A 19,387-nucleotide genomic window follows, 5' to 3' on the forward strand; every position below is an offset into this window, starting at 1 on the left:
ATGCCCGACGTGGAAAGTTTTTGGCATAGCCTTGAAGAAGCCTATCAAGCGATTTTGTCGGCGCCAAGTTTTGATGCTTGGATTAAAACCACACGCCCTTTGAAATTAGACAACAATCAATTGTGGCTAGAAGTCCCTTCTGCAGTTCATCGTGATTACTGGGAAAAAAATCTTTCGGCAAAAATTGTCGAAACTGGATTTAAATTGACCGGTGCAGAAGTGATGCCCCATTTTGTTGTTGCCGATGAAAAAGACGCAGCACTGGCACAAGAACTCGAAGAACCTGCCGAAGAAGAAGTTGTTTTTAGTGAACAAAGTAAAAAAGCGATGCTTAATCCTAAATACACTTTCGACACCTTCGTTATTGGTAAAGGAAACCAAATGGCTCATGCTGCAGCGCTTGTTGTTGCCGAGGATCCAGGTTCGATTTACAATCCCCTTTTCTTCTATGGTGGTGTAGGGTTAGGGAAAACCCATTTGATGCATGCTATTGGTCATCAAATGTTAGTGAATCAACCAGATGCCAAAGTCAAATATGTTAGTAGCGAAACGTTTACGAATGAATTTATCAACTCAATTCAAACAAAGACATCCGAACAATTTCGGAAAGAATATCGCAATGTTGACTTATTATTAGTCGATGATATTCAATTTTTGGCGGAAAAAGAAGCAACATTGGAAGAATTTTTCCATACCTTCAACGATCTTTACAATGAAAATAAACAAATTGTTTTAACAAGTGATCGCCCGCCGAATGATATTCCAAAATTACCTGAACGATTAGTTTCTCGCTTTGCTTGGGGTTTGTCTGTCGATATCACCCCGCCTGATTTAGAAACACGGATTGCAATTTTGCGCAAAAAAGCAGATGCCGAGCGTTTAGAAATTCCGGATGATACACTAAGTTATATCGCTGGTCAAATTGATTCCAACATCCGTGAATTAGAGGGTGCTTTGGTCCGCGTTCAAGCCTTTGCAACTATTAATGGAGAAGATATTACCACTAGTTTAGCGGCGGACGCCTTGAAATCTCTAAAATCAGTTGGTAGTAAAAATCAATTGTCCATCTTACAAATTCAAGAAGAAGTATCCAAATATTATCATGTGCCTCTTAAAGATTTAAAAGGGAAAAAACGGGTGAAAACAATTGTGGTTCCTCGTCAAATCTCAATGTATCTTGCTAGAGAAATGACCGACAATTCCTTGCCAAAAATTGGTGCCGAATTTGGCGGCAAAGATCATACAACGGTGATTCATGCGCACGAAAAGATTCAGCAATTATTGGAAAAAGATCCAGCGATTCAAAAAGAAGTCAGTGAAATTAAAAATTTATTGAACTCTTAGGATGTGGAAAACTAAACAAAAAAGAACAAAGTTATCCACAACTTATGCACAAGTGGATAACTTAGTAAAATCAATGCTCTTTTGACTTTTCCACAGAATCAACATGCCCTATTACTTTTATTATTTATTTATATATAATATACAAAACAGTGGCGTACAAAATTAGAACGTATTGAAAATACTTAAAAAGGAGTTTACATTATGAAATTAACGGTCAAACGAAGTGTCTTTTTACAAGAATTACAAACTGTTCAACGAGCAATTTCTTCTAAAACAACGATTCCAATCTTAACAGGTGTTAAAATTGTGTTATCAGAAGATGGCTTATCACTTACTGGGAGTAACGCGGATATTTCAATTGAAAGTTTTTTAAGTAAAGACGATGAAAAAGCTCAAATGACCATTGAACACACAGGTAGCATCGTTTTACAATCTCGTTTCTTTGGCGAAATTATTCGTAAATTACCAGAAGATATGTTCACAATGGAAGTTCTAGATAACAATCAAGTTGCAATTACTTCAGGAAAAGCTGATTTTACGGTTAATGGATTAGATGCGGATAATTATCCGCACTTACCAGTAATTGATACTCAAAACCAAATGAAATTACCTGTTCATTTATTGACAAAAATTATTAGTGAAACAGGTTTTGCTGTATCGATGCACGAAAGTCGTCCAATTTTAACTGGGGTTCACTTTATTTTAGAAAATCAAAAATTACTTGCCGTTGCGACAGATTCACATCGTTTAAGTCAACGTGTGATCCCGACAGAACAAGCAGTAGAAGACTTTAACATTGTAATTCCAGGAAAAAGTTTAACTGAACTTTCTCGTTCATTAACCAATGAAGAAGAAATGGTTGAAATCAGCATTATGGAAAACCAAGTGCTATTTAAAACAGAAACAATGTACTTCTATTCTCGTTTGTTAGAAGGAAATTATCCTGATACCAACCGTTTAATTCCAACTAGCCATAACACGCAAATTGAATTTTATGTACCAGAATTGCTTTCAGCAATCGAACGTGCCTCTTTACTTTCTCATGAAGGACGTAACAATATTGTTCGCCTTTCAATTTCACCAGATTCTGTTGTTTTATATGGAAATTCACCTGAAATTGGAAAAGTCGAAGAAGCGTTAAACTATGAAAATGTTTCTGGTGAAGCGTTGGATATTTCTTTCAACCCAGATTATATGAAAGATGCGTTGCGAGCGTTTGGCGATATGAATATTACCGTGAAATTCCTTTCTCCAATTCGTCCGTTTACATTGGAGCCAACCGAAACAGAACTAGATTTCATTCAACTAATTACACCGGTTCGTACAAATTAATCATGTTTAAAAAAGACCTTCGGAAAATCAATATGATCGCCGAAGGTTCTTTTTTGTCGTCTGTTTAAAGCCGATAAACGCTGCTAGATAAGCTTTTTATAACTAGAATAGCTTTTACGCTAATATGATTGTGAATGTTTGAACTATCGTTTGACGAATAAATTCTGCCTTTTTTTCGTGGATAAAGAAAAAAGCCCTTTAATTTTTCGTTTAAGGGCTGTTCATTTTTTTATGAATATTTCCTAGTGAAAGAAGTTTACGTTGCTTAAAACGACGCTCAGACCTCTACAAGCTACTTTTCTTCATTGCGCGCCCTCTTCGTTTGTCTTTGAGTTACCCCTAATTGTTTTTTAGTTAAACGCTACTCGTCATTTCTGCCAAATCAGGCCCCTTTTTTCTCAAGAAAATATCAATTTCCGTTTTAAAATGCTTTTTAAGAGTTTTTTTATCCTAATAATATTTTCGGTCATTTAGAATTAAAATTGCTTAGAATGAAAATTAGACAGATAAATTTGTTTTCTCTTATGAAAAAGGGTATAATATATATGAGAACGTATTAGAAAAAAGAGGGATGCACATTGAAAAAAACGTTTGTTTTAGCAACTGAGTATATAACGCTTGGTCAGTTTCTTAAAGAAATCAACGTCATTGGTAGTGGCGGCCAAGCCAAATGGTATTTGGCAGATAATAGCGTGTTTGTTGATGGCGAGTTGGAAAATCGTCGCGGACGGAAACTTTATGCGGGCATGATGATTGAGATACCTGAAGAAGGTACTTTTTTTATGGTGAAAAACGGAAACGAGTCCGACGATGCGGCTGAATGAGCTGACACTTCAGCATTATCGTAATTATGAAACAGTCAGCTTAGATTTTCCAAAAACGTTAAATCTTTTTTTAGGCGAAAACGCCCAAGGAAAAACCAACTTGTTAGAAAGCATTTATGTTCTAGCAATGACACGAAGTCATCGAACCAGCAATGAAAAAGAATTAATTGGCTGGGAACAAGCAGCAGCTAAAATTAGCGGTGTGGTTGAAAAAAAGACAGGCACCGTGCCGTTGGAAATTTTAATTTCCAACAAAGGACGTAAAACCAAGGTTAACCACATTGAGCAAAAAAGGCTCAGTGCGTACATTGGGCAACTGAATGTTATTTTATTTGCCCCAGAAGATTTATCTTTGGTGAAAGGCTCACCTCAAGTCCGCCGGAAATTTATTGACATGGAACTCGGACAAGTGAGTCCTATTTATCTTTATGATCTTGTCCAATATCAGTCTGTTTTAAAGCAACGGAACCAATACCTAAAACAACTAGCTGAAAAGAAACAAACAGATACTGTTTATCTGGATATTTTGACAGAGCAGCTAGCTGAATTTGGCGGGAAAGTTCTATACGCTCGGTTAGGTTTTCTTAAAAAATTAGAACACTGGGCAAACTTACTCCATCAAAAAATTAGTCATGGACGCGAAACGCTCACCATTGACTACGCATCAAGCATCCCAATTGACAACACGGATCTTTCCTTAGAAGCACTTCAAAATCAATTGCTCCAACAATTAATGAACAATCGTAAGCGTGAATTGTTTAAAGCGAATACTTTTTTAGGCCCTCATCGTGACGATTTGCTATTTATTGTCAATGGTCAAAATGTTCAAACGTATGGCTCACAAGGTCAACAGCGAACGACAGCTTTAAGTATTAAATTGGCAGAGATTGATTTGATGCATTCAGAAACAGGAGAATATCCTGTGTTATTACTAGATGATGTCATGAGTGAATTAGATAATGAACGTCAAATTCACTTGTTAGAAACGATTGAAGGCAAAGTTCAAACGTTCTTAACGACAACTAGTTTAGATCACATAAAAGACAAGCTAACAGTTGAACCAGATATTTTTTATGTTCAACAAGGCAAGATAGAAAGGAATTCAGCGACATGACAGAAGAAGAAAAAAACATGAGAGAACGTGCGCAAGAATATGACGCTAGTCAGATTCAAGTTTTGGAGGGCTTAGAAGCTGTCCGGAAACGTCCTGGTATGTACATAGGTTCTACTAGTGGCGAAGGGTTACACCACTTAGTATGGGAAATCGTTGACAACTCTATCGACGAAGCCTTAGCAGGATTTGCTAAATCAATTCAAGTAATTATCGAACCAGACGATAGTATTACTGTTATCGATGATGGTCGTGGAATTCCAGTCGGGATTCAAGCCAAAACAGGTCGCCCAGCTGTGGAAACAGTGTTTACAGTGCTACATGCCGGCGGGAAATTTGGCGGTGGCGGCTATAAAGTATCAGGTGGCTTGCACGGTGTTGGTTCCTCTGTTGTTAATGCTTTATCGACCAGTTTAGATGTTCGTGTTTATAAAGATGGCAAAGTGTACTACCAAGAATATCGTCGTGGTGCGGTTGTTGATGACCTAAAAGTTATCGAAGAAACGGATCGTCACGGAACCACTGTTCACTTTATTCCAGATCCTGAAATTTTTACAGAAACAACCGTTTATGATTTTGATAAATTAGCAACACGGGTTCGTGAATTAGCCTTTTTAAATCGAGGCTTACACATTTCAATTGAAGACCGTCGTGAAGGACAAGAAGATAAAAAAGAGTATCACTATGAAGGCGGGATTAAGAGTTATGTTGAGCATTTAAATGCCAATAAAGACGTTATTTTCCCAGAGCCAATCTTCATTGAAGGAGAGCAACAAGATATTACAGTGGAAGTGTCAATGCAGTATACAGATGGCTACCACTCAAATATTTTAAGTTTTGCCAACAATATTCATACTTATGAAGGCGGAACGCATGAATCTGGTTTTAAAACTTCTTTAACACGTGTGATTAATGACTATGCACGTAAACAAAAATTGATGAAAGAAAACGATGAAAAATTAACTGGGGAAGATGTTCGTGAAGGTTTAACCGCAGTGGTTTCCATCAAACATCCAGATCCTCAATTTGAAGGACAAACGAAAACGAAATTAGGGAACTCAGAAGTACGGACCGTTACGGATCGTTTGTTCTCAGAATACTTTACAAAATTCTTGATGGAAAATCCAACAGTCGGCAAACAAATTGTCGAAAAAGGTATGTTGGCCTCAAAAGCTCGTTTAGCCGCTAAAAGAGCCCGTGAAGTCACCCGTCGTAAAGGCGCTTTAGAAATTAGCAACTTGCCAGGGAAGCTGGCTGATTGCTCAAGTAAAGATCCGGAAAAATGCGAATTATTTATCGTCGAAGGAGACTCGGCCGGCGGTTCAGCAAAACAAGGACGTAGCCGTGAATTCCAAGCCATTTTACCAATTCGTGGGAAAATCTTGAATGTTGAGAAAGCCAGCATGGATAAAATTTTAGCCAATGAAGAAATTCGGTCATTATTTACAGCTATGGGAACAGGCTTTGGCGAAGATTTCGATGTTTCTAAAGCACGTTATCACAAACTAGTGATTATGACCGATGCCGATGTCGATGGTGCGCATATTCGAACGTTGTTATTAACCTTGTTCTATCGCTTCATGCGGCCAATTGTTGAAGCTGGTTATGTGTATATTGCTCAACCACCACTATATGGTGTGAAACAAGGGAAAAATATCACCTACGTTCAACCGGGCAAACATGCTGAAGAGGAACTAGCAAAAGTGTTAGAAGAATTACCTGCTTCACCAAAACCAAGTGTTCAACGTTACAAAGGTTTGGGTGAAATGGATGATCACCAACTTTGGGAAACAACAATGGACCCAGAAAAACGATTAATGGCGCGAGTGAGTGTCGATGATGCCATTGAAGCTGACCAAATTTTTGAAATGCTAATGGGCGATCGTGTGGAACCACGTCGTGCGTTTATCGAAGAAAATGCCCATTACGTGAAAAACTTGGATATTTAATGTGTCGCAACGTTGTAAGAGACGCTAGAACATATATTTAGAGGGGAAAAAATTCATGAGTGAAGAAATTAAAGAAAACATTCAAGACGTCAATCTGACCAGCGAAATGAAAGAATCTTTCATTGACTACGCAATGAGTGTTATCGTAGCCCGCGCGTTACCTGACGTTCGTGACGGTTTAAAACCTGTTCATCGCCGAATCTTATATGGAATGAACGAATTAGGGGTAACCCCTGATAAACCACACAAAAAATCAGCCCGGATTGTTGGGGATGTTATGGGTAAATATCACCCCCATGGGGACAGTGCGATTTACGAATCAATGGTGCGGATGGCACAACCTTTTAGTTATCGGGCTATGTTAGTTGACGGCCACGGAAACTTCGGTTCTGTCGATGGTGACGGCGCTGCCGCTATGCGTTATACCGAAGCACGTATGAGTAAAATTGCTTTAGAAATGCTACGAGATATTAACAAAAATACAGTCGATTTCCAAGGAAACTATGATGATTCAGAACAAGAACCAGTAGTTTTACCTGCTCGTTTTCCAAACTTACTAGTTAACGGAACAACGGGGATTGCGGTGGGGATGGCAACAAATATTCCACCACACAATTTAAGTGAAGTGATTGATGCAACAAGTTTATTGATGGACAATCCTGATGTAACGACGAATGAATTGATGGAAGTGTTACCTGGACCAGATTTTCCAACAGGCGGTTTAGTGATGGGGAAATCAGGGATTCGCCGAGCATATGAAACAGGGAAAGGTTCGATTACTGTTCGTGCAAAAGTTGAATTGACTGAAATGCCGAATGGAAAAGAACGTATTTTAGTAACTGAATTGCCTTATATGGTGAATAAAGCCAAATTAATCGAACGAATTTCTGAATTACACAGAGATAAACGAATTGAAGGAATTACTGATTTGCGGGATGAATCTTCTCGTGAAGGCATGCGGATCGTCATCGATGTTCGTCGGGATGTGAGTGCCTCTGTTGTGTTAAACAACTTGTACAAAATGACTGCCTTACAAACATCTTTTGGTTTTAACATGTTAGCCATCGAAAAAGGCGTACCGAAAATTTTAAGCTTGAAACGTATTTTAGAAAACTACGTCGAACACCAAAAAGAAGTCATTACTCGCCGGACGATTTTTGACAAAAACAAAGCAGAAGCACGGGCGCATATTTTAGAAGGTCTACGAATTGCCTTAGATCATATCGATGAAATCATTGCCATTATCCGTGGGTCACAATCAGATGACGAAGCAAAAGCAACGTTAATTGAACGCTTTGAATTTTCAGATCGTCAAGCGCAAGCGATTTTAGATATGCGTTTACGCCGTTTAACAGGCTTAGAACGCGACAAAATTGAAAATGAATATCAAGAGCTATTGAAATTCATTGCGGACTTAGAGGACATTTTAGCCCGCCCAGAACGTGTCATTGAAATCATTAAAACAGAGTTAAATGACGTTCGCACAAAATTTGGTGATGCACGACGCACAGAATTATTAGTAGGTGAAGTCCTAAGTCTTGAAGATGAAGATTTAATCGAAGAAGAAGAAGTCGTGATTACGTTAACCAATAACGGCTACATTAAGCGGATGGCAAACTCCGAATTCCGGGCGCAACGCCGCGGCGGACGTGGTGTCCAAGGGATGGGCGTTCACGATGATGATTTCGTGAAAAACCTAGTTTCTTGTTCAACACACGACACGTTATTATTCTTTACGAACACTGGGAAAGTTTACCGAGCAAAAGGTTACGAAATCCCTGAATACGGTAGAACAGCAAAAGGAATTCCAGTAATTAACTTACTGGGAATTGATTCTGCAGAAAAAATTCAAGCGATTATTTCTGTTGAGGGCAAAGCGGAAGCAGGTAAATACTTGTTCTTCACAACCTTAAAAGGAACTGTCAAACGGACAGCCGTAACAGCCTTTTCTAATATCCGTAGTAATGGATTAATCGCCATTAGCTTAAAAGAAGATGATGAGTTAGTTAACGTAGTAACGACTAATGGCAATCAGAAGATGATTATCGGAACACATGCAGGATACTCTGTCACATTTGATGAAAATACTGTACGTGATATGGGCCGGACAGCATCAGGCGTTCGGGGAATCCGTCTCCGCGAAAATGATTATGTGGTCGGCGCAGCGATTCTGGATGAAAATAAAGAAGTCCTAGTCATTACTGAAAATGGTTATGGTAAGCGTACAAAAGCTTCTGAATATCCAGTTAAAGGACGTGGCGGTAAAGGGATTAAGACAGCAAATATCACTGAGAAAAATGGTCCATTAGCTGGTTTAACCACGGTCAATGGGAATGAAGATATCTTATTGATTACGAACAAAGGCGTCATTATCCGCTTTAACGTTGATTCTGTTTCTCAAACAGGACGCGCAACATTAGGGGTTCGTTTAATGAGAATGGAAGATGGTGCCAAAGTGGTAACAATGGCCGTTGTAGAACCAGAAGAAGTGGAAGAAGAAATCGTTGAAGTTGTAGAAACAACAGAAAACGAAACAACATCAGAAACAGAAGAATAACATAAAAAAGTTTCGCCAGTTGGCGAAACTTTTTTATTGGGGCTTTTCAAAACTATTTCTTGCTTTTGTCCATCAATTAGCATATAATTAGAGATTGTGAACTACCTTTTTAGGTATGTTCTCCTTGCTCTTAGCCAACTAAGAGCCTTGAAGTCCATAGGGAGGTGAAAATCAATGAGTCAAGATACGAAGTACGAAATCATGTACATTATTCGTCCGAACATTGATGAAGAAGCAAAAACTGCTTTAGTAGAACGTTTCGACACAATCTTAAAAGATAACGGAGCAGAAGTTATCGAATCTAAAGATTGGGAAAAACGCCGCTTAGCATATGAAATGAACGGATTCCGTGAAGGCATCTATCATATCGTTAATGTTACTTCTCCATCAACAGCTGGCGCAATCAACGAGTTTGATCGTTTAGCAAAAATCAATGACGATATTATCCGTCATATGATCGTGAAGGTAGAAGCATAATTTGTTTCACATGAAACATTTATTGACGAAAGGAGATGTTTTGAATGATTAATAACGTTGTATTAGTCGGAAGATTGACAAAAGATCCTGACTTACGTTACACCGCTAGTGGTTCAGCTGTTGCGACCTTTACACTTGCTGTAAACCGTAACTTTACGAATCAAAATGGTGACCGTGAAGCAGACTTTATCAACTGTGTGATTTGGCGTAAACCCGCAGAAACAATGGCTAATTATGCCCGTAAAGGTACATTATTAGGTGTTGTCGGAAGAATTCAAACTCGTAACTACGAGAACCAACAAGGTCAACGTGTCTACGTAACTGAAGTGGTTTGTGAAAACTTCCAATTGTTAGAATCTCGTTCTGCTTCAGAACAAAGAGGAACTGGCGGCGGTAGCTTTAATAACAACGAAAATGGTTATCAATCACAAAATCGTAGCTTTGGTAATAACAATGCCGGTTCTGGATTTAATAACAACAACAATAGTTTCAATCCATCATCTTCTCAGTCGCAAAACAATAACGGTATGCCTGATTTCGATAAAGATTCTGATCCATTTGGTGGCTCAGGTTCATCTATCGACATTTCAGATGATGATTTACCATTCTAAACGAATTTGATAGGAGGGAACAAGAATGGCACAACAAAGAAGAGGCGGACGTAAACGTCGGAAAGTCGACTATATCGCAGCAAACCACATCGAATACATCGACTATAAAGATACTGAATTGTTAAAACGATTCATTTCAGAACGTGGCAAAATTTTACCACGTCGTGTTACAGGTACTGGCGCTAAAAACCAACGTAAATTAACGATTGCTATTAAACGCGCACGTATCATGGGATTATTACCATTCGTTAGTGACGAACAATAATTTTATGACAATTTCCAGAACCAAAGAGCTTGCTCTTTGGTTCTTTTTTATCTTGACTAGTGTTTCACGTGAAACATAACAAGGTTCGCAGAATGAAGTGTTTTGTGATAAAATAAGGGATGAAATAACTAGTGAATCACCAGAGCAATATGCTCGTTGGAACAAGTCGCCTCAAAGGTCTGCAGAAAGATTGGAGGCAAAAAAATGCAAAAGAAGAGAATTCAAAAAAACGGTTTCTTAATTGTTGTGGGTCTTCTCTTAGTAGAATTTCTCCTCTATTTCTTACTAACAAATAAATGGCTGCTATTGGCGGTAATTATCGCATTAGATATCTTTCTCTTAGTGGTTATTCGGCTGTTGATTAGAGATGTAGAAATTACAAACGTAGAAAAGATTCAAGAAGCAAGTTCCATTGCTGAACAATCGTTGGATTATGTTGTAAATGAAGTACCTGTGGGAATTATTACGTATAACGGGGAAACACGCGCGGTAGAATGGCTTAATCCTTATGCTGCTTCTATTTTTAATAAAGACAATCAGCTAACGTTAACCGCTAGCCAAGTTACGTCTTATTTAGAATTAGCAGAACGAAACCAAGATATTTTTACGATTGACGAAAATACCTATCGCTTTAGCGTCAATAAAGAACAACATACAATTACTTTTGAAGATATCACTAAAGAAAGTAATTTGTATCAAGAAAAAGTCGAAATGCAAACGGCTATTGGCATTGTGTCTGTCGATAATTATGATGATGTCACCGATACAATGGACGAGAAAGAAATTTCTTATTTGAATAGTTTCATTACGACGATGGTTTCTGATTGGATGGACCAATACAAAGTTTTTTATAAGCGAATCAACGCAGAACGTTATTTTTTCATTGCCCAATGGGAAGATATTCAAAAAATGATGGACGAAAAATTTTCTATTTTGGATACGATCCGTAAGGAATCAGCTAACCATGAAGTAGCCATTACGTTAAGCATGGGGATTGCTTATGGGGGGCCAACCTTAGATCAAACCGGGACCACGGCTCAAACAAACCTAGATACAGCTTTAGTACGTGGCGGCGATCAAGTGGTTGTAAAAGAAGCCAAAGATGAAGCGAAGCCGTTATTTTTTGGTGGAAAAACGGCAGTAACGACGAAACGTTCCCAAGTACGTTCTCGCGCAATGAGCATGGCAATTAAGGGAATTATTGCGGAATCTGCTGACATCTATATTATGGGCCATCGTTATCCAGATATGGATGCGTTAGGTTCAGCATTTGGTGTTGCTCGTTTAGCCTCGTTTAATAATCGAAAAGCGTGGATTGTTTTAGATGAAAATGAAATCATTCCCGATGTCAAAAGAGTGTTAGAGGCGATTAAAGAGTACCCAGAATTAGAAGAGCGCATTATTAGTCCTAAAGAGGCCATGAAGCGCAAGAAAGAAAGTAGCTTATTAGTTATGGTAGATTACCATAAACCGTCTCTATCGATCTCACAAGAGCTCTATGAGCGTTTTGATAAAGTAGTAATCATTGATCACCATCGACGAGGAGACGAATTTCCAGCAAAACCCTTGCTTTCTTATATTGAATCTTCTGCCTCTTCTGCTTCAGAATTAGTCACAGAATTGATCGAATACCAAAGTAATAGCGCAAATAAACTGCAGGCCTTTGAAGCAACCATGATGTTGGCGGGAATTGTGGTTGATACGAAAAGTTTCAATACACGAACGACGGCGCGAACATTTGATGTGGCTAGTTATTTACGAACTTGTGGAGCAGACTCATCTTTAGTACAATATCTATTAAGTTCTGATCTTACAAGCTATCTGGAAATGAACAACTTAATCTCTAAAAGCGAATATGTCACAAAAGATACCGTCGTTGTTGCAGGGAGTGAAGACAAAGAATATGATAGTGTCACAGCTGCCAAAACAGCGGACACATTACTTTCTATGGCAGGGATTAATGCAGCATTTGTCATTACCAAGCGGACGGATCAACAGATTGGCATTAGTGCTCGGAGTAATGGTTCAATTAATGTCCAAATTATTATGGAAAATTTAGGTGGTGGCGGTCACTTTACTAATGCGGCAGTACAATTATCAAACGTAACAGTAGCAGAAGTAAAAGAGCAACTACTTGATGTAATTCGTCAAAATATTAATGAAATGTATGAACAGGAGTGAAGAAAATGAAAGTCATTTTTTTACAAGACGTTAAAGGAAAAGGAAAAAAAGGGGACGTAAAAGAAGTGCCAACTGGTTACGCCCAAAACTTTTTAATTAAAAATGGTTATGCGAAAGAAGCCAATAAAGGGAGCATGAGTGCGTTAGCGGGTCAAAAGAAAGCCCAAGAAAAACATGAAGCAGAAGTTTTAGCACAAGCAAAAGAAATGCAAGCCTTTTTAGAAGATGAAAAGACTGTTGTAGAGATCAAGGCAAAAGCTGGAGAAGACAGCCGTTTATTTGGCTCAATTCCTTCAAAACAAATTGCAGAAGCCTTAAACAAACAATACAATGTAAAATTGGATAAACGCAAAATCGAATTAGCCAACCCAATTCGTTCTCTAGGTTACACTAACGTACCAGTCAAACTACATCATGAAGTTACAGCGAAAATTAAGGTTCATGTCGTAGCGGAATAATACAATCGATAAAAAAGAAGCCGATTTCTCCGGCTTCTTTTTTATACCAAATAAATTACTCGAATTATTTTTATAATATTTAAAAATCAAATATACAACACTTTAAATTAACGAAAGTGTTATATTTTTATTAGTTGTATATTTTTTAAAATTGAAAAGTGAACTAAAAATAGAGAAATCAGCAGAGAAAAAATGTACTTTTTTTAATGAAATTGTGTTAAAATGGATAGACTAAATGAACCAGAAAGTAAGACATCGTGGGAGAGAACAAAATGAATGAATTATTGCAAGATAGGGTACCGCCACAAAATATTGAAGCGGAACAAGCCGTTTTAGGTTCTATTTTCTTAGATGCAGATGTGCTAATAGAAGCGATGGAATATGTGGAACCTAAAGATTTCTATCGTCGTAGTCATCAGTTGATTTTCCAAACGATGATGACCTTAAGCGACCGAAATGAAGCGATTGATGTGGTAACAATCAAAGATCGCCTAGAACAAGAGAATTTGTTAGAAGATGTTGGTGGACTAAGTTATCTGTCAGATTTAGCTTTAGCTGTGCCGACAGCTGCCAATGTCATTTATTATGCAAAAATTGTTGAACAAAAATCGTTGCTGCGCAACTTAATCCAAACCGCTACAGAGATTGTAACTAAAGGCTTTGAGCAAGGTGAAGATGTTGAATCTATTTTGGATGATGCAGAACGAAGCATTTTAGAAGTCTCTGAAAAGCGGAATCGCAGTGGCTTTTTATCAATTTCAGATGTTCTAAATACAACTATTGCGAATATTGACCAATTATACCAAAATGATGAAGAGATTACTGGTTTACCTACAGGCTATCAAGCATTGGATAAAATGACTGCTGGCTTGCAAGCGGAAGAGCTAATTATTTTAGCGGCCCGTCCAGCGGTAGGGAAAACCGCTTTTGCATTAAATATTGCCCAAAATGTCGGCACCAAAACAGATAAAGCTGTCGCTATTTTTAGTTTAGAAATGGGGGCAGAATCATTAGTGAACCGGATGCTTTGTGCAGAAGGATCCATTGAGGCCAGCCATTTAAGAACAGGGCAATTATCTGAAGAAGAATGGCAAAACTTAATTATTGCGATGGGTAGTTTGTCCCGTGCGAATATCTATATTGATGACACACCAGGGATTAAAATTACCGAAATTCGTGCGAAATGTCGTAAATTAGCACAAGAAAAAGGCAACCTAGGTCTAATTTTGATCGACTACCTACAATTGATTGAAGGAACTGGAAAAGAGAACCGCCAACAGGAGGTTTCTGATATTTCACGTCAATTAAAAAAATTAGCGAAAGAATTAAAAGTCCCGGTTATTGCTTTGTCACAGCTTTCTCGTGGCGTGGAACAACGTCAAGATAAACGTCCTGTGTTAAGTGATATTCGTGAGTCAGGTTCCATTGAGCAAGATGCCGATATCGTTGCCTTTCTTTATCGTGATGATTACTATGATCGTGGTGAAGGAGAAGACGGCGATCATGAGCCACCAGAAGTTGACAATGTTGTAGAAGTCATCATTGAGAAAAACCGTAGTGGTGCGCGTGGAACGGTCGAATTACTTTTCATTAAAGAATATAATAAATTTTCTTCGCTTTCGCCGAGGACAGAATTTTAAAAAACGAACTCATTTTTTGAGTTCGTTTTTTTGCTTATTAAGGGATTAAAATCAGAGAGTAAAACACGAACAATATTCGTATATTTTATTATTTTACAAAAACATAGCTAAAAATGTTCGTATTTTTGACAGAAACGCTTTTTATTGTGAAAGAATATTCGATTTTTACCCTTGAAAGGGACTGGTTTTACTGGTACAATGATTCAGGACAAAAAAATTATGAACGAGGTGTTCGAATGTCATCAGTAGTAGTTGTTGGAACGCAATGGGGCGACGAAGGTAAAGGAAAAATTACAGACTTTCTAAGTGAAAACGCAGAAGTGATCGCTCGTTACCAAGGCGGAGATAACGCCGGACATACCATTAAATTCGACGGCGTAACGTATAAATTACATTTAATTCCTTCAGGGATTTTCTATAAAGAAAAAATTAGTGTAATTGGTAACGGCGTAGTTGTGAATCCAAAATCTTTAGTAAAAGAATTAGCTTATTTAAAAGAAAATAATGTTGCCACTGATAATTTACGTATTTCAGATCGTGCTCATGTCATTTTGCCGTATCATATTAAATTGGATCAATTGCAAGAAGATGCAAAAGGTGAAAACAAGATTGGGACAACGATTAAAGGAATTGGCCCAGCCTACATGGATAAAGCAGCACGGGTGGGAATCCGTATCGCTGATTTATTGGATAAAGAAATTTTTGCGGAACGTTTGCAAATTAACTTAGAAGAAAAAAATCGTCAATTCGTTAAAATGTTTGATAGCGAAGCCATTGAATTTGATGATATTTTTGAAGAATACTATGAATACGGACAACAAATTAAACAATATGTTACAGATACTTCGGTTATTTTAAACGATGCATTAGATGCTGGAAAACGGGTTTTATTTGAAGGGGCACAAGGTGTCATGTTGGATATCGATCAAGGAACCTATCCATTTGTTACTTCCTCTAATCCAGTAGCTGGTGGCGTAACTATCGGTAGTGGCGTTGGTCCATCAAAAATTAATAAAGTGGTTGGTGTCTGCAAAGCGTACACTTCACGTGTCGGTGACGGCCCATTCCCAACAGAATTATTTGATGAAACAGGAGAAACCATTCGTCGTGTCGGTAAAGAATACGGAACAACAACAGGACGTCCGCGTCGTGTCGGTTGGTTTGATTCAGTAGTTATGCGTCATTCAAAACGTGTATCAGGGATTACAAACTTGTCATTAAACTCGATTGACGTGTTAAGTGGTTTAGAAACGGTGAAAATTTGTACAGCTTATGAACTTGATGGTGAATTAATTTATCATTATCCAGCAAGCTTGAAAGAATTAAGCCGCTGTAAACCAGTTTATGAAGAATTACCAGGTTGGTCTGAAGATATCACTGGTTGCAAAACTTTAGCTGATTTACCAGCTAATGCTCGTAACTATGTGCATCGGATTTCAGAATTAGTTGGTGTGCGCATTTCAACATTCTCTGTAGGTCCAGACCGTAACCAAACGAACGTTTTAGAAAGCGTTTGGGCACAAATTTAAGCAGATTTTTAAGGGAACGTAAAGGATGGCTTATGCCAGTTCAGCCTTTACGTTCTTTTTTAATTTTATATAAAAATGAAAAACTATGGTAAAATAAAAGAAAACATGAAGGGGGCAATTGTCCGTGAATTATCAATTAGTGACAGATTCTTGTTGTGACTTGCCGTATACATACTTAAAAGAAAACCAAGTACCTTTTATTAGCATGAATATTCAAATTGACGGGAAAGAATATCGCGATGATTTAGGTGAAACGTTTGATTATCAGAACTTCTTAACGGCTATTAAAAATGGAAGTATGCCCACTACCTCTCAAGTTAATGTAGGACGCTACAATGAATTTTTCCGTCCTTTTGTGGAGCAAGGGTTACCGGTGATTTATTTAGCTTTTTCATCTGGGTTAAGTGGCTCTTATCAAAGTGCGTTGCAATCAGTAGAGATGTTAAAAGAAGAGTATGATAATGTAGAAATTCATATTATTGACACAAAAGCAGCTAGCTTAGGTCAAGGGATGTTAGTCCGAGAAGCCATTCGATTACAAACAGATGGTCATTCATTAGGAGAAGTTGTTGCCTATCTTGAAGAGCAAAAAATGAAACTTCACTCGTGGGTAACGGTAGATGATTTAAAACATTTAGAACGTGGCGGACGGATTTCTAAAACAGCGGCTGCACTTGGTGGCTTAATGAACATTAAACCAATTATTCGCGTGGATGCGGCAGGCAAACTAGCATCCGTTGGTAAAACTCGTGGACGAAACAAGTCCTTGCAAAAGATTGCGCAAGAAACGATTCAAGGCATTGTAGAGCCAATGAAACAAACACTGTTGATTGCATATGCGGGAACGAAAGATGACGCGGAAAAAGTCAAAGAATTAATTGAAAAAGAAATAGAGGTTAATGAGATACTGATTTATCCTCTAGGACCCACCATTACTAGTCATACCGGAATAGGTTGTATTGCTGTGTTTTCTTTTGGTGAAAAAAGAAAATAAAAAATGAGCCTGGGACAAAAATCACTTTGGATTTTTGTCCCAGGCTTAAAAATTGATAAACGGCGGGAACAGAAGCAACACTACGCGTTGCTCCGATCTCAACAACTTCTAAGAGCTAAAGCTCTAAGAGTTGAAGGTCCTTCGGAAATAAGCCGAAATTGTTGAGAATCACGAAGAACGTAGTGATTCGATGATGAACAATACCTACTTGGTCTCCAAAAATTATAGAACACCGGGTAGGTATCATGCAACATCAACTCGTTCCTCGTTGTGTTTTATGACAATTTTCGGAAATTCCTTCTTATTGCTGAGAAACACTATTTGCAAAGTAAATAGATGTTGAACAGTACCTACTTGGTTCTCGGAGTTAAACGCTTCTGTCCCGACCTCATTTTTTAATAATCTGAACTGAATAAAACGTCCATTTGTTTTTGAATTTCTGGGTTTTCCAAGAATTCATCATAGGTTGTTTCTGCCCGATCAATAACCCCTTTATCAGAAACAGCAATAATTCGGTTCGCTAATGTTTGGATAAATTGGTGGTCATGTGAAGCAAAAAGAATTGAACCAGTGAAAGCCATCAACCCATCATTTAATGCAGTGATTGATTCTAAGTCTAAGTGGTTCGTTGGATCATCTAAAACTAAGACATTGGCTTTGGAAAGCATCAATTTTGAAAGCATGACACGCACTTTTTCGCCTCCGGAAAGAACATTGACTGGTTTTAGTACCTCTTCACCAGAGAATAACATCCGACCTAAGAAACTACGTAAGAACGTATTGTCATCTTCTTCTTTACCAGCAAATTGACGTAACCAATCTAAAATGGTTAATGGCTCTTCAAAGTCTTTGCTGTTGTCTTTTGGTAAATAAGCTTGGCTAGTTGTAACGCCCCAACGAACAGAACCTGTATCGGGAGTAATTTCGCCCATAATCACTTTGAATAACGTAGTCGTTGTAATATCTGAGTCAGCGATGAATGCCACTTTATCATCTTTTGTTAAGTTGAACGAGATATTATCTAAGATTTTTTTGCCATCAATCGTTACAGAGACATTTTCAACTTGTAATAAGTCATTGCCGATTTCACGTTCTGGTGTAAAACCAACGAATGGATAACGACGAGAGGAAGGTTGAATGTCATCTAAGGTAATTTTATCTAACATTTTTTTACGAGACGTTGCTTGTTTTGATTTTGAGGCATTGGCGCTAAAACGAGCGATAAAGTCTTGTAATTCTTTGATTTGTTCTTCTTTTTTGGCATTAGATTGTGCTTGCAATTTTGTCGCTAGTTGGCTTGATTCCAACCAGAAATCATAGTTACCAACGTAAAGTTTGATTTTACTAAAGTCTAAATCTGCCATGTGAGTGCAGACTTTGTTTAGGAAATGACGGTCATGGGAAACCACGATAACGGTATTTTCAAAGTTGATTAAAAATTCTTCTAACCAATTGATTGAGCGGGTGTCTAAACCATTTGTCGGCTCGTCTAATAGTAAGACATCTGGTTTGCCAAAAAGAGATTGAGCTAATAATACTTTGACTTTTTGACCAGCTGTTAATTCGCTCATTTTTTGATCATGTAATTCTTCTGGAATGTTTAGCCCTTGGAGTAAAACAGCTGCTTCAGGTTCTGCTTCCCAACCGTCAAGTTCAGCAAATTCGCCTTCTAGTTCTGCGGCACGAATCCCATCTTCATCTGAAAAATCTTCTTTCATATAGATAGCATCTTTTTCTTTCATTACTTCGTAAAGACGTTTATGTCCCATAATTACAGTTTCTAAAACAGTGTAGTCTTCGTAGTCAAAGTGATTTTGTTTCAGCGTTGCTAGTCGCTCATTAGGACCCATTGAAACCACGCCAGTTGTCGGTTGAATCTCACCTGATAAAATTTTAAGAAACGTTGATTTTCCTGCACCGTTTGCGCCGATTAAGCCGTAACAGTTGCCAGGAGTAAATTTAATATTCACTTCTTCAAAAAGTTTACGATCTGGAAATTGTAAACTTACATCATTAACAGTAATCAATTGTTTTCCTCGCTTTTAATATATTCTTGAACCTCTCTGCATTATATCGGCTACAGAACCTTTTTTCAAGGAGTTTCAATCTTTTTAC

At 37.9% G+C, this 19,387-nt stretch carries 15 protein-coding genes; 14 read left to right on the plus strand and 1 reads right to left on the minus strand.

The window, feature by feature from the left end:
- The 14 genes from dnaA (at nt 1) to IGL37_RS00070 (ending at nt 17,272) form a co-directional block, all read left to right on the plus strand.
- Entirely contained in the window at nt 1-1,344 is a 1,344-nt protein-coding gene (gene dnaA, locus IGL37_RS00005) for a chromosomal replication initiator protein DnaA (protein ID WP_002356013.1), read from the plus strand.
- A gap of 201 nt (nt 1,345-1,545) precedes the next feature.
- Nucleotides 1,546-2,676, plus strand: coding sequence for a DNA polymerase III subunit beta (gene dnaN, locus IGL37_RS00010; protein ID WP_002414124.1), 1,131 nt, complete (start codon nt 1,546-1,548; stop codon nt 2,674-2,676).
- Between the two features lie 578 nt (nt 2,677-3,254).
- Entirely contained in the window at nt 3,255-3,500 is a 246-nt protein-coding gene (gene yaaA, locus IGL37_RS00015) for a S4 domain-containing protein YaaA (RefSeq protein WP_002356015.1), read from the plus strand.
- Nucleotides 3,487-4,614: a DNA replication/repair protein RecF gene (gene recF, locus IGL37_RS00020; RefSeq protein ID WP_002356016.1), complete on the plus strand. Its 1,128-nt coding sequence runs from the start codon at nt 3,487-3,489 to the stop codon at nt 4,612-4,614. Before yaaA ends, recF begins: the two co-directional genes overlap by 14 nt.
- On the plus strand, nt 4,611-6,560 hold the full coding sequence (gene gyrB / locus IGL37_RS00025; protein ID WP_002359210.1) for a DNA topoisomerase (ATP-hydrolyzing) subunit B: 1,950 nt from the start codon (nt 4,611-4,613) through the stop codon (nt 6,558-6,560). The genes recF and gyrB overlap by 4 nt, the downstream gene beginning before the upstream one ends.
- Before the next feature lie 55 nt (nt 6,561-6,615).
- On the plus strand, nt 6,616-9,117 hold the full coding sequence (gene gyrA / locus IGL37_RS00030) for a DNA gyrase subunit A (protein ID WP_002379833.1): 2,502 nt from the start codon (nt 6,616-6,618) through the stop codon (nt 9,115-9,117).
- Nucleotides 9,118-9,291: 174 nt separating this feature from the next.
- Nucleotides 9,292-9,594 carry a 30S ribosomal protein S6 gene (rpsF, locus tag IGL37_RS00035; protein ID WP_002356019.1) on the plus strand — a complete coding sequence of 101 codons (303 nt, stop codon included), beginning with the start codon at nt 9,292-9,294 and terminating at the stop codon, nt 9,592-9,594.
- A gap of 44 nt (nt 9,595-9,638) precedes the next feature.
- Entirely contained in the window at nt 9,639-10,205 is a 567-nt protein-coding gene (ssb, locus tag IGL37_RS00040; protein WP_002364599.1) for a single-stranded DNA-binding protein, read from the plus strand.
- Between the two features lie 25 nt (nt 10,206-10,230).
- Nucleotides 10,231-10,470 (plus strand): 30S ribosomal protein S18, encoded by a 240-nt coding sequence (gene rpsR, locus IGL37_RS00045; RefSeq protein WP_002356021.1) that lies wholly within the window; start codon nt 10,231-10,233, stop codon nt 10,468-10,470.
- 156 nt (nt 10,471-10,626) lie between these two features.
- Nucleotides 10,627-12,651 (plus strand): DHH family phosphoesterase, encoded by a 2,025-nt coding sequence (locus IGL37_RS00050; protein WP_002363542.1) that lies wholly within the window; start codon nt 10,627-10,629, stop codon nt 12,649-12,651.
- A 5-nt stretch (nt 12,652-12,656) separates the two neighbouring features.
- Nucleotides 12,657-13,109 carry a 50S ribosomal protein L9 gene (gene rplI / locus IGL37_RS00055; RefSeq protein WP_002356023.1) on the plus strand — a complete coding sequence of 151 codons (453 nt, stop codon included), beginning with the start codon at nt 12,657-12,659 and terminating at the stop codon, nt 13,107-13,109.
- Between the two features lie 272 nt (nt 13,110-13,381).
- Entirely contained in the window at nt 13,382-14,749 is a 1,368-nt protein-coding gene (dnaB, locus tag IGL37_RS00060) for a replicative DNA helicase (protein WP_002381331.1), read from the plus strand.
- A gap of 236 nt (nt 14,750-14,985) precedes the next feature.
- Nucleotides 14,986-16,278: an adenylosuccinate synthase gene (locus IGL37_RS00065; protein WP_002359213.1), complete on the plus strand. Its 1,293-nt coding sequence runs from the start codon at nt 14,986-14,988 to the stop codon at nt 16,276-16,278.
- A 124-nt stretch (nt 16,279-16,402) separates the two neighbouring features.
- On the plus strand, nt 16,403-17,272 hold the full coding sequence (locus IGL37_RS00070; RefSeq protein WP_002359214.1) for a DegV family protein: 870 nt from the start codon (nt 16,403-16,405) through the stop codon (nt 17,270-17,272).
- 395 nt (nt 17,273-17,667) lie between these two features.
- Here IGL37_RS00070 and IGL37_RS00075 read toward each other — a convergent pair whose 3' ends face one another.
- Nucleotides 17,668-19,299, minus strand: a complete 1,632-nt coding sequence (locus IGL37_RS00075) for an ABC-F family ATP-binding cassette domain-containing protein (protein ID WP_002359215.1) — start codon at nt 19,297-19,299, stop codon at nt 17,668-17,670.
- Between the last annotated feature and the right edge of the window lie 88 nt (nt 19,300-19,387).

Origin of the sequence: Enterococcus sp. AZ119 (assembly GCF_050546175.1) — a bacterium.
Lineage (GTDB): Bacteria > Bacillota > Bacilli > Lactobacillales > Enterococcaceae > Enterococcus > Enterococcus faecalis.

Excerpts from the sequence above, each read along its gene's own strand:
- ssb (WP_002364599.1), top strand. The coding sequence starts at position 9,639 with ATGATTAATAACGTTGTATTAGTCGGAAGATTGACAAAAGATCCTGAC.
- gyrA (WP_002379833.1), top strand. The coding sequence starts at position 6,616 with ATGAGTGAAGAAATTAAAGAAAACATTCAAGACGTCAATCTGACCAGC.
- rpsF (WP_002356019.1), top strand. The coding sequence starts at position 9,292 with ATGAGTCAAGATACGAAGTACGAAATCATGTACATTATTCGTCCGAAC.
- dnaA (WP_002356013.1), top strand. The coding sequence starts at position 1 with ATGCCCGACGTGGAAAGTTTTTGGCATAGCCTTGAAGAAGCCTATCAA.
- dnaN (WP_002414124.1), top strand. The coding sequence starts at position 1,546 with ATGAAATTAACGGTCAAACGAAGTGTCTTTTTACAAGAATTACAAACT.
- rplI (WP_002356023.1), top strand. The coding sequence starts at position 12,657 with ATGAAAGTCATTTTTTTACAAGACGTTAAAGGAAAAGGAAAAAAAGGG.
- IGL37_RS00065 (WP_002359213.1), top strand. The coding sequence starts at position 14,986 with ATGTCATCAGTAGTAGTTGTTGGAACGCAATGGGGCGACGAAGGTAAA.
- dnaB (WP_002381331.1), top strand. The coding sequence starts at position 13,382 with ATGAATGAATTATTGCAAGATAGGGTACCGCCACAAAATATTGAAGCG.
- recF (WP_002356016.1), top strand. The coding sequence starts at position 3,487 with ATGCGGCTGAATGAGCTGACACTTCAGCATTATCGTAATTATGAAACA.
- gyrB (WP_002359210.1), top strand. The coding sequence starts at position 4,611 with ATGACAGAAGAAGAAAAAAACATGAGAGAACGTGCGCAAGAATATGAC.
- rpsR (WP_002356021.1), top strand. The coding sequence starts at position 10,231 with ATGGCACAACAAAGAAGAGGCGGACGTAAACGTCGGAAAGTCGACTAT.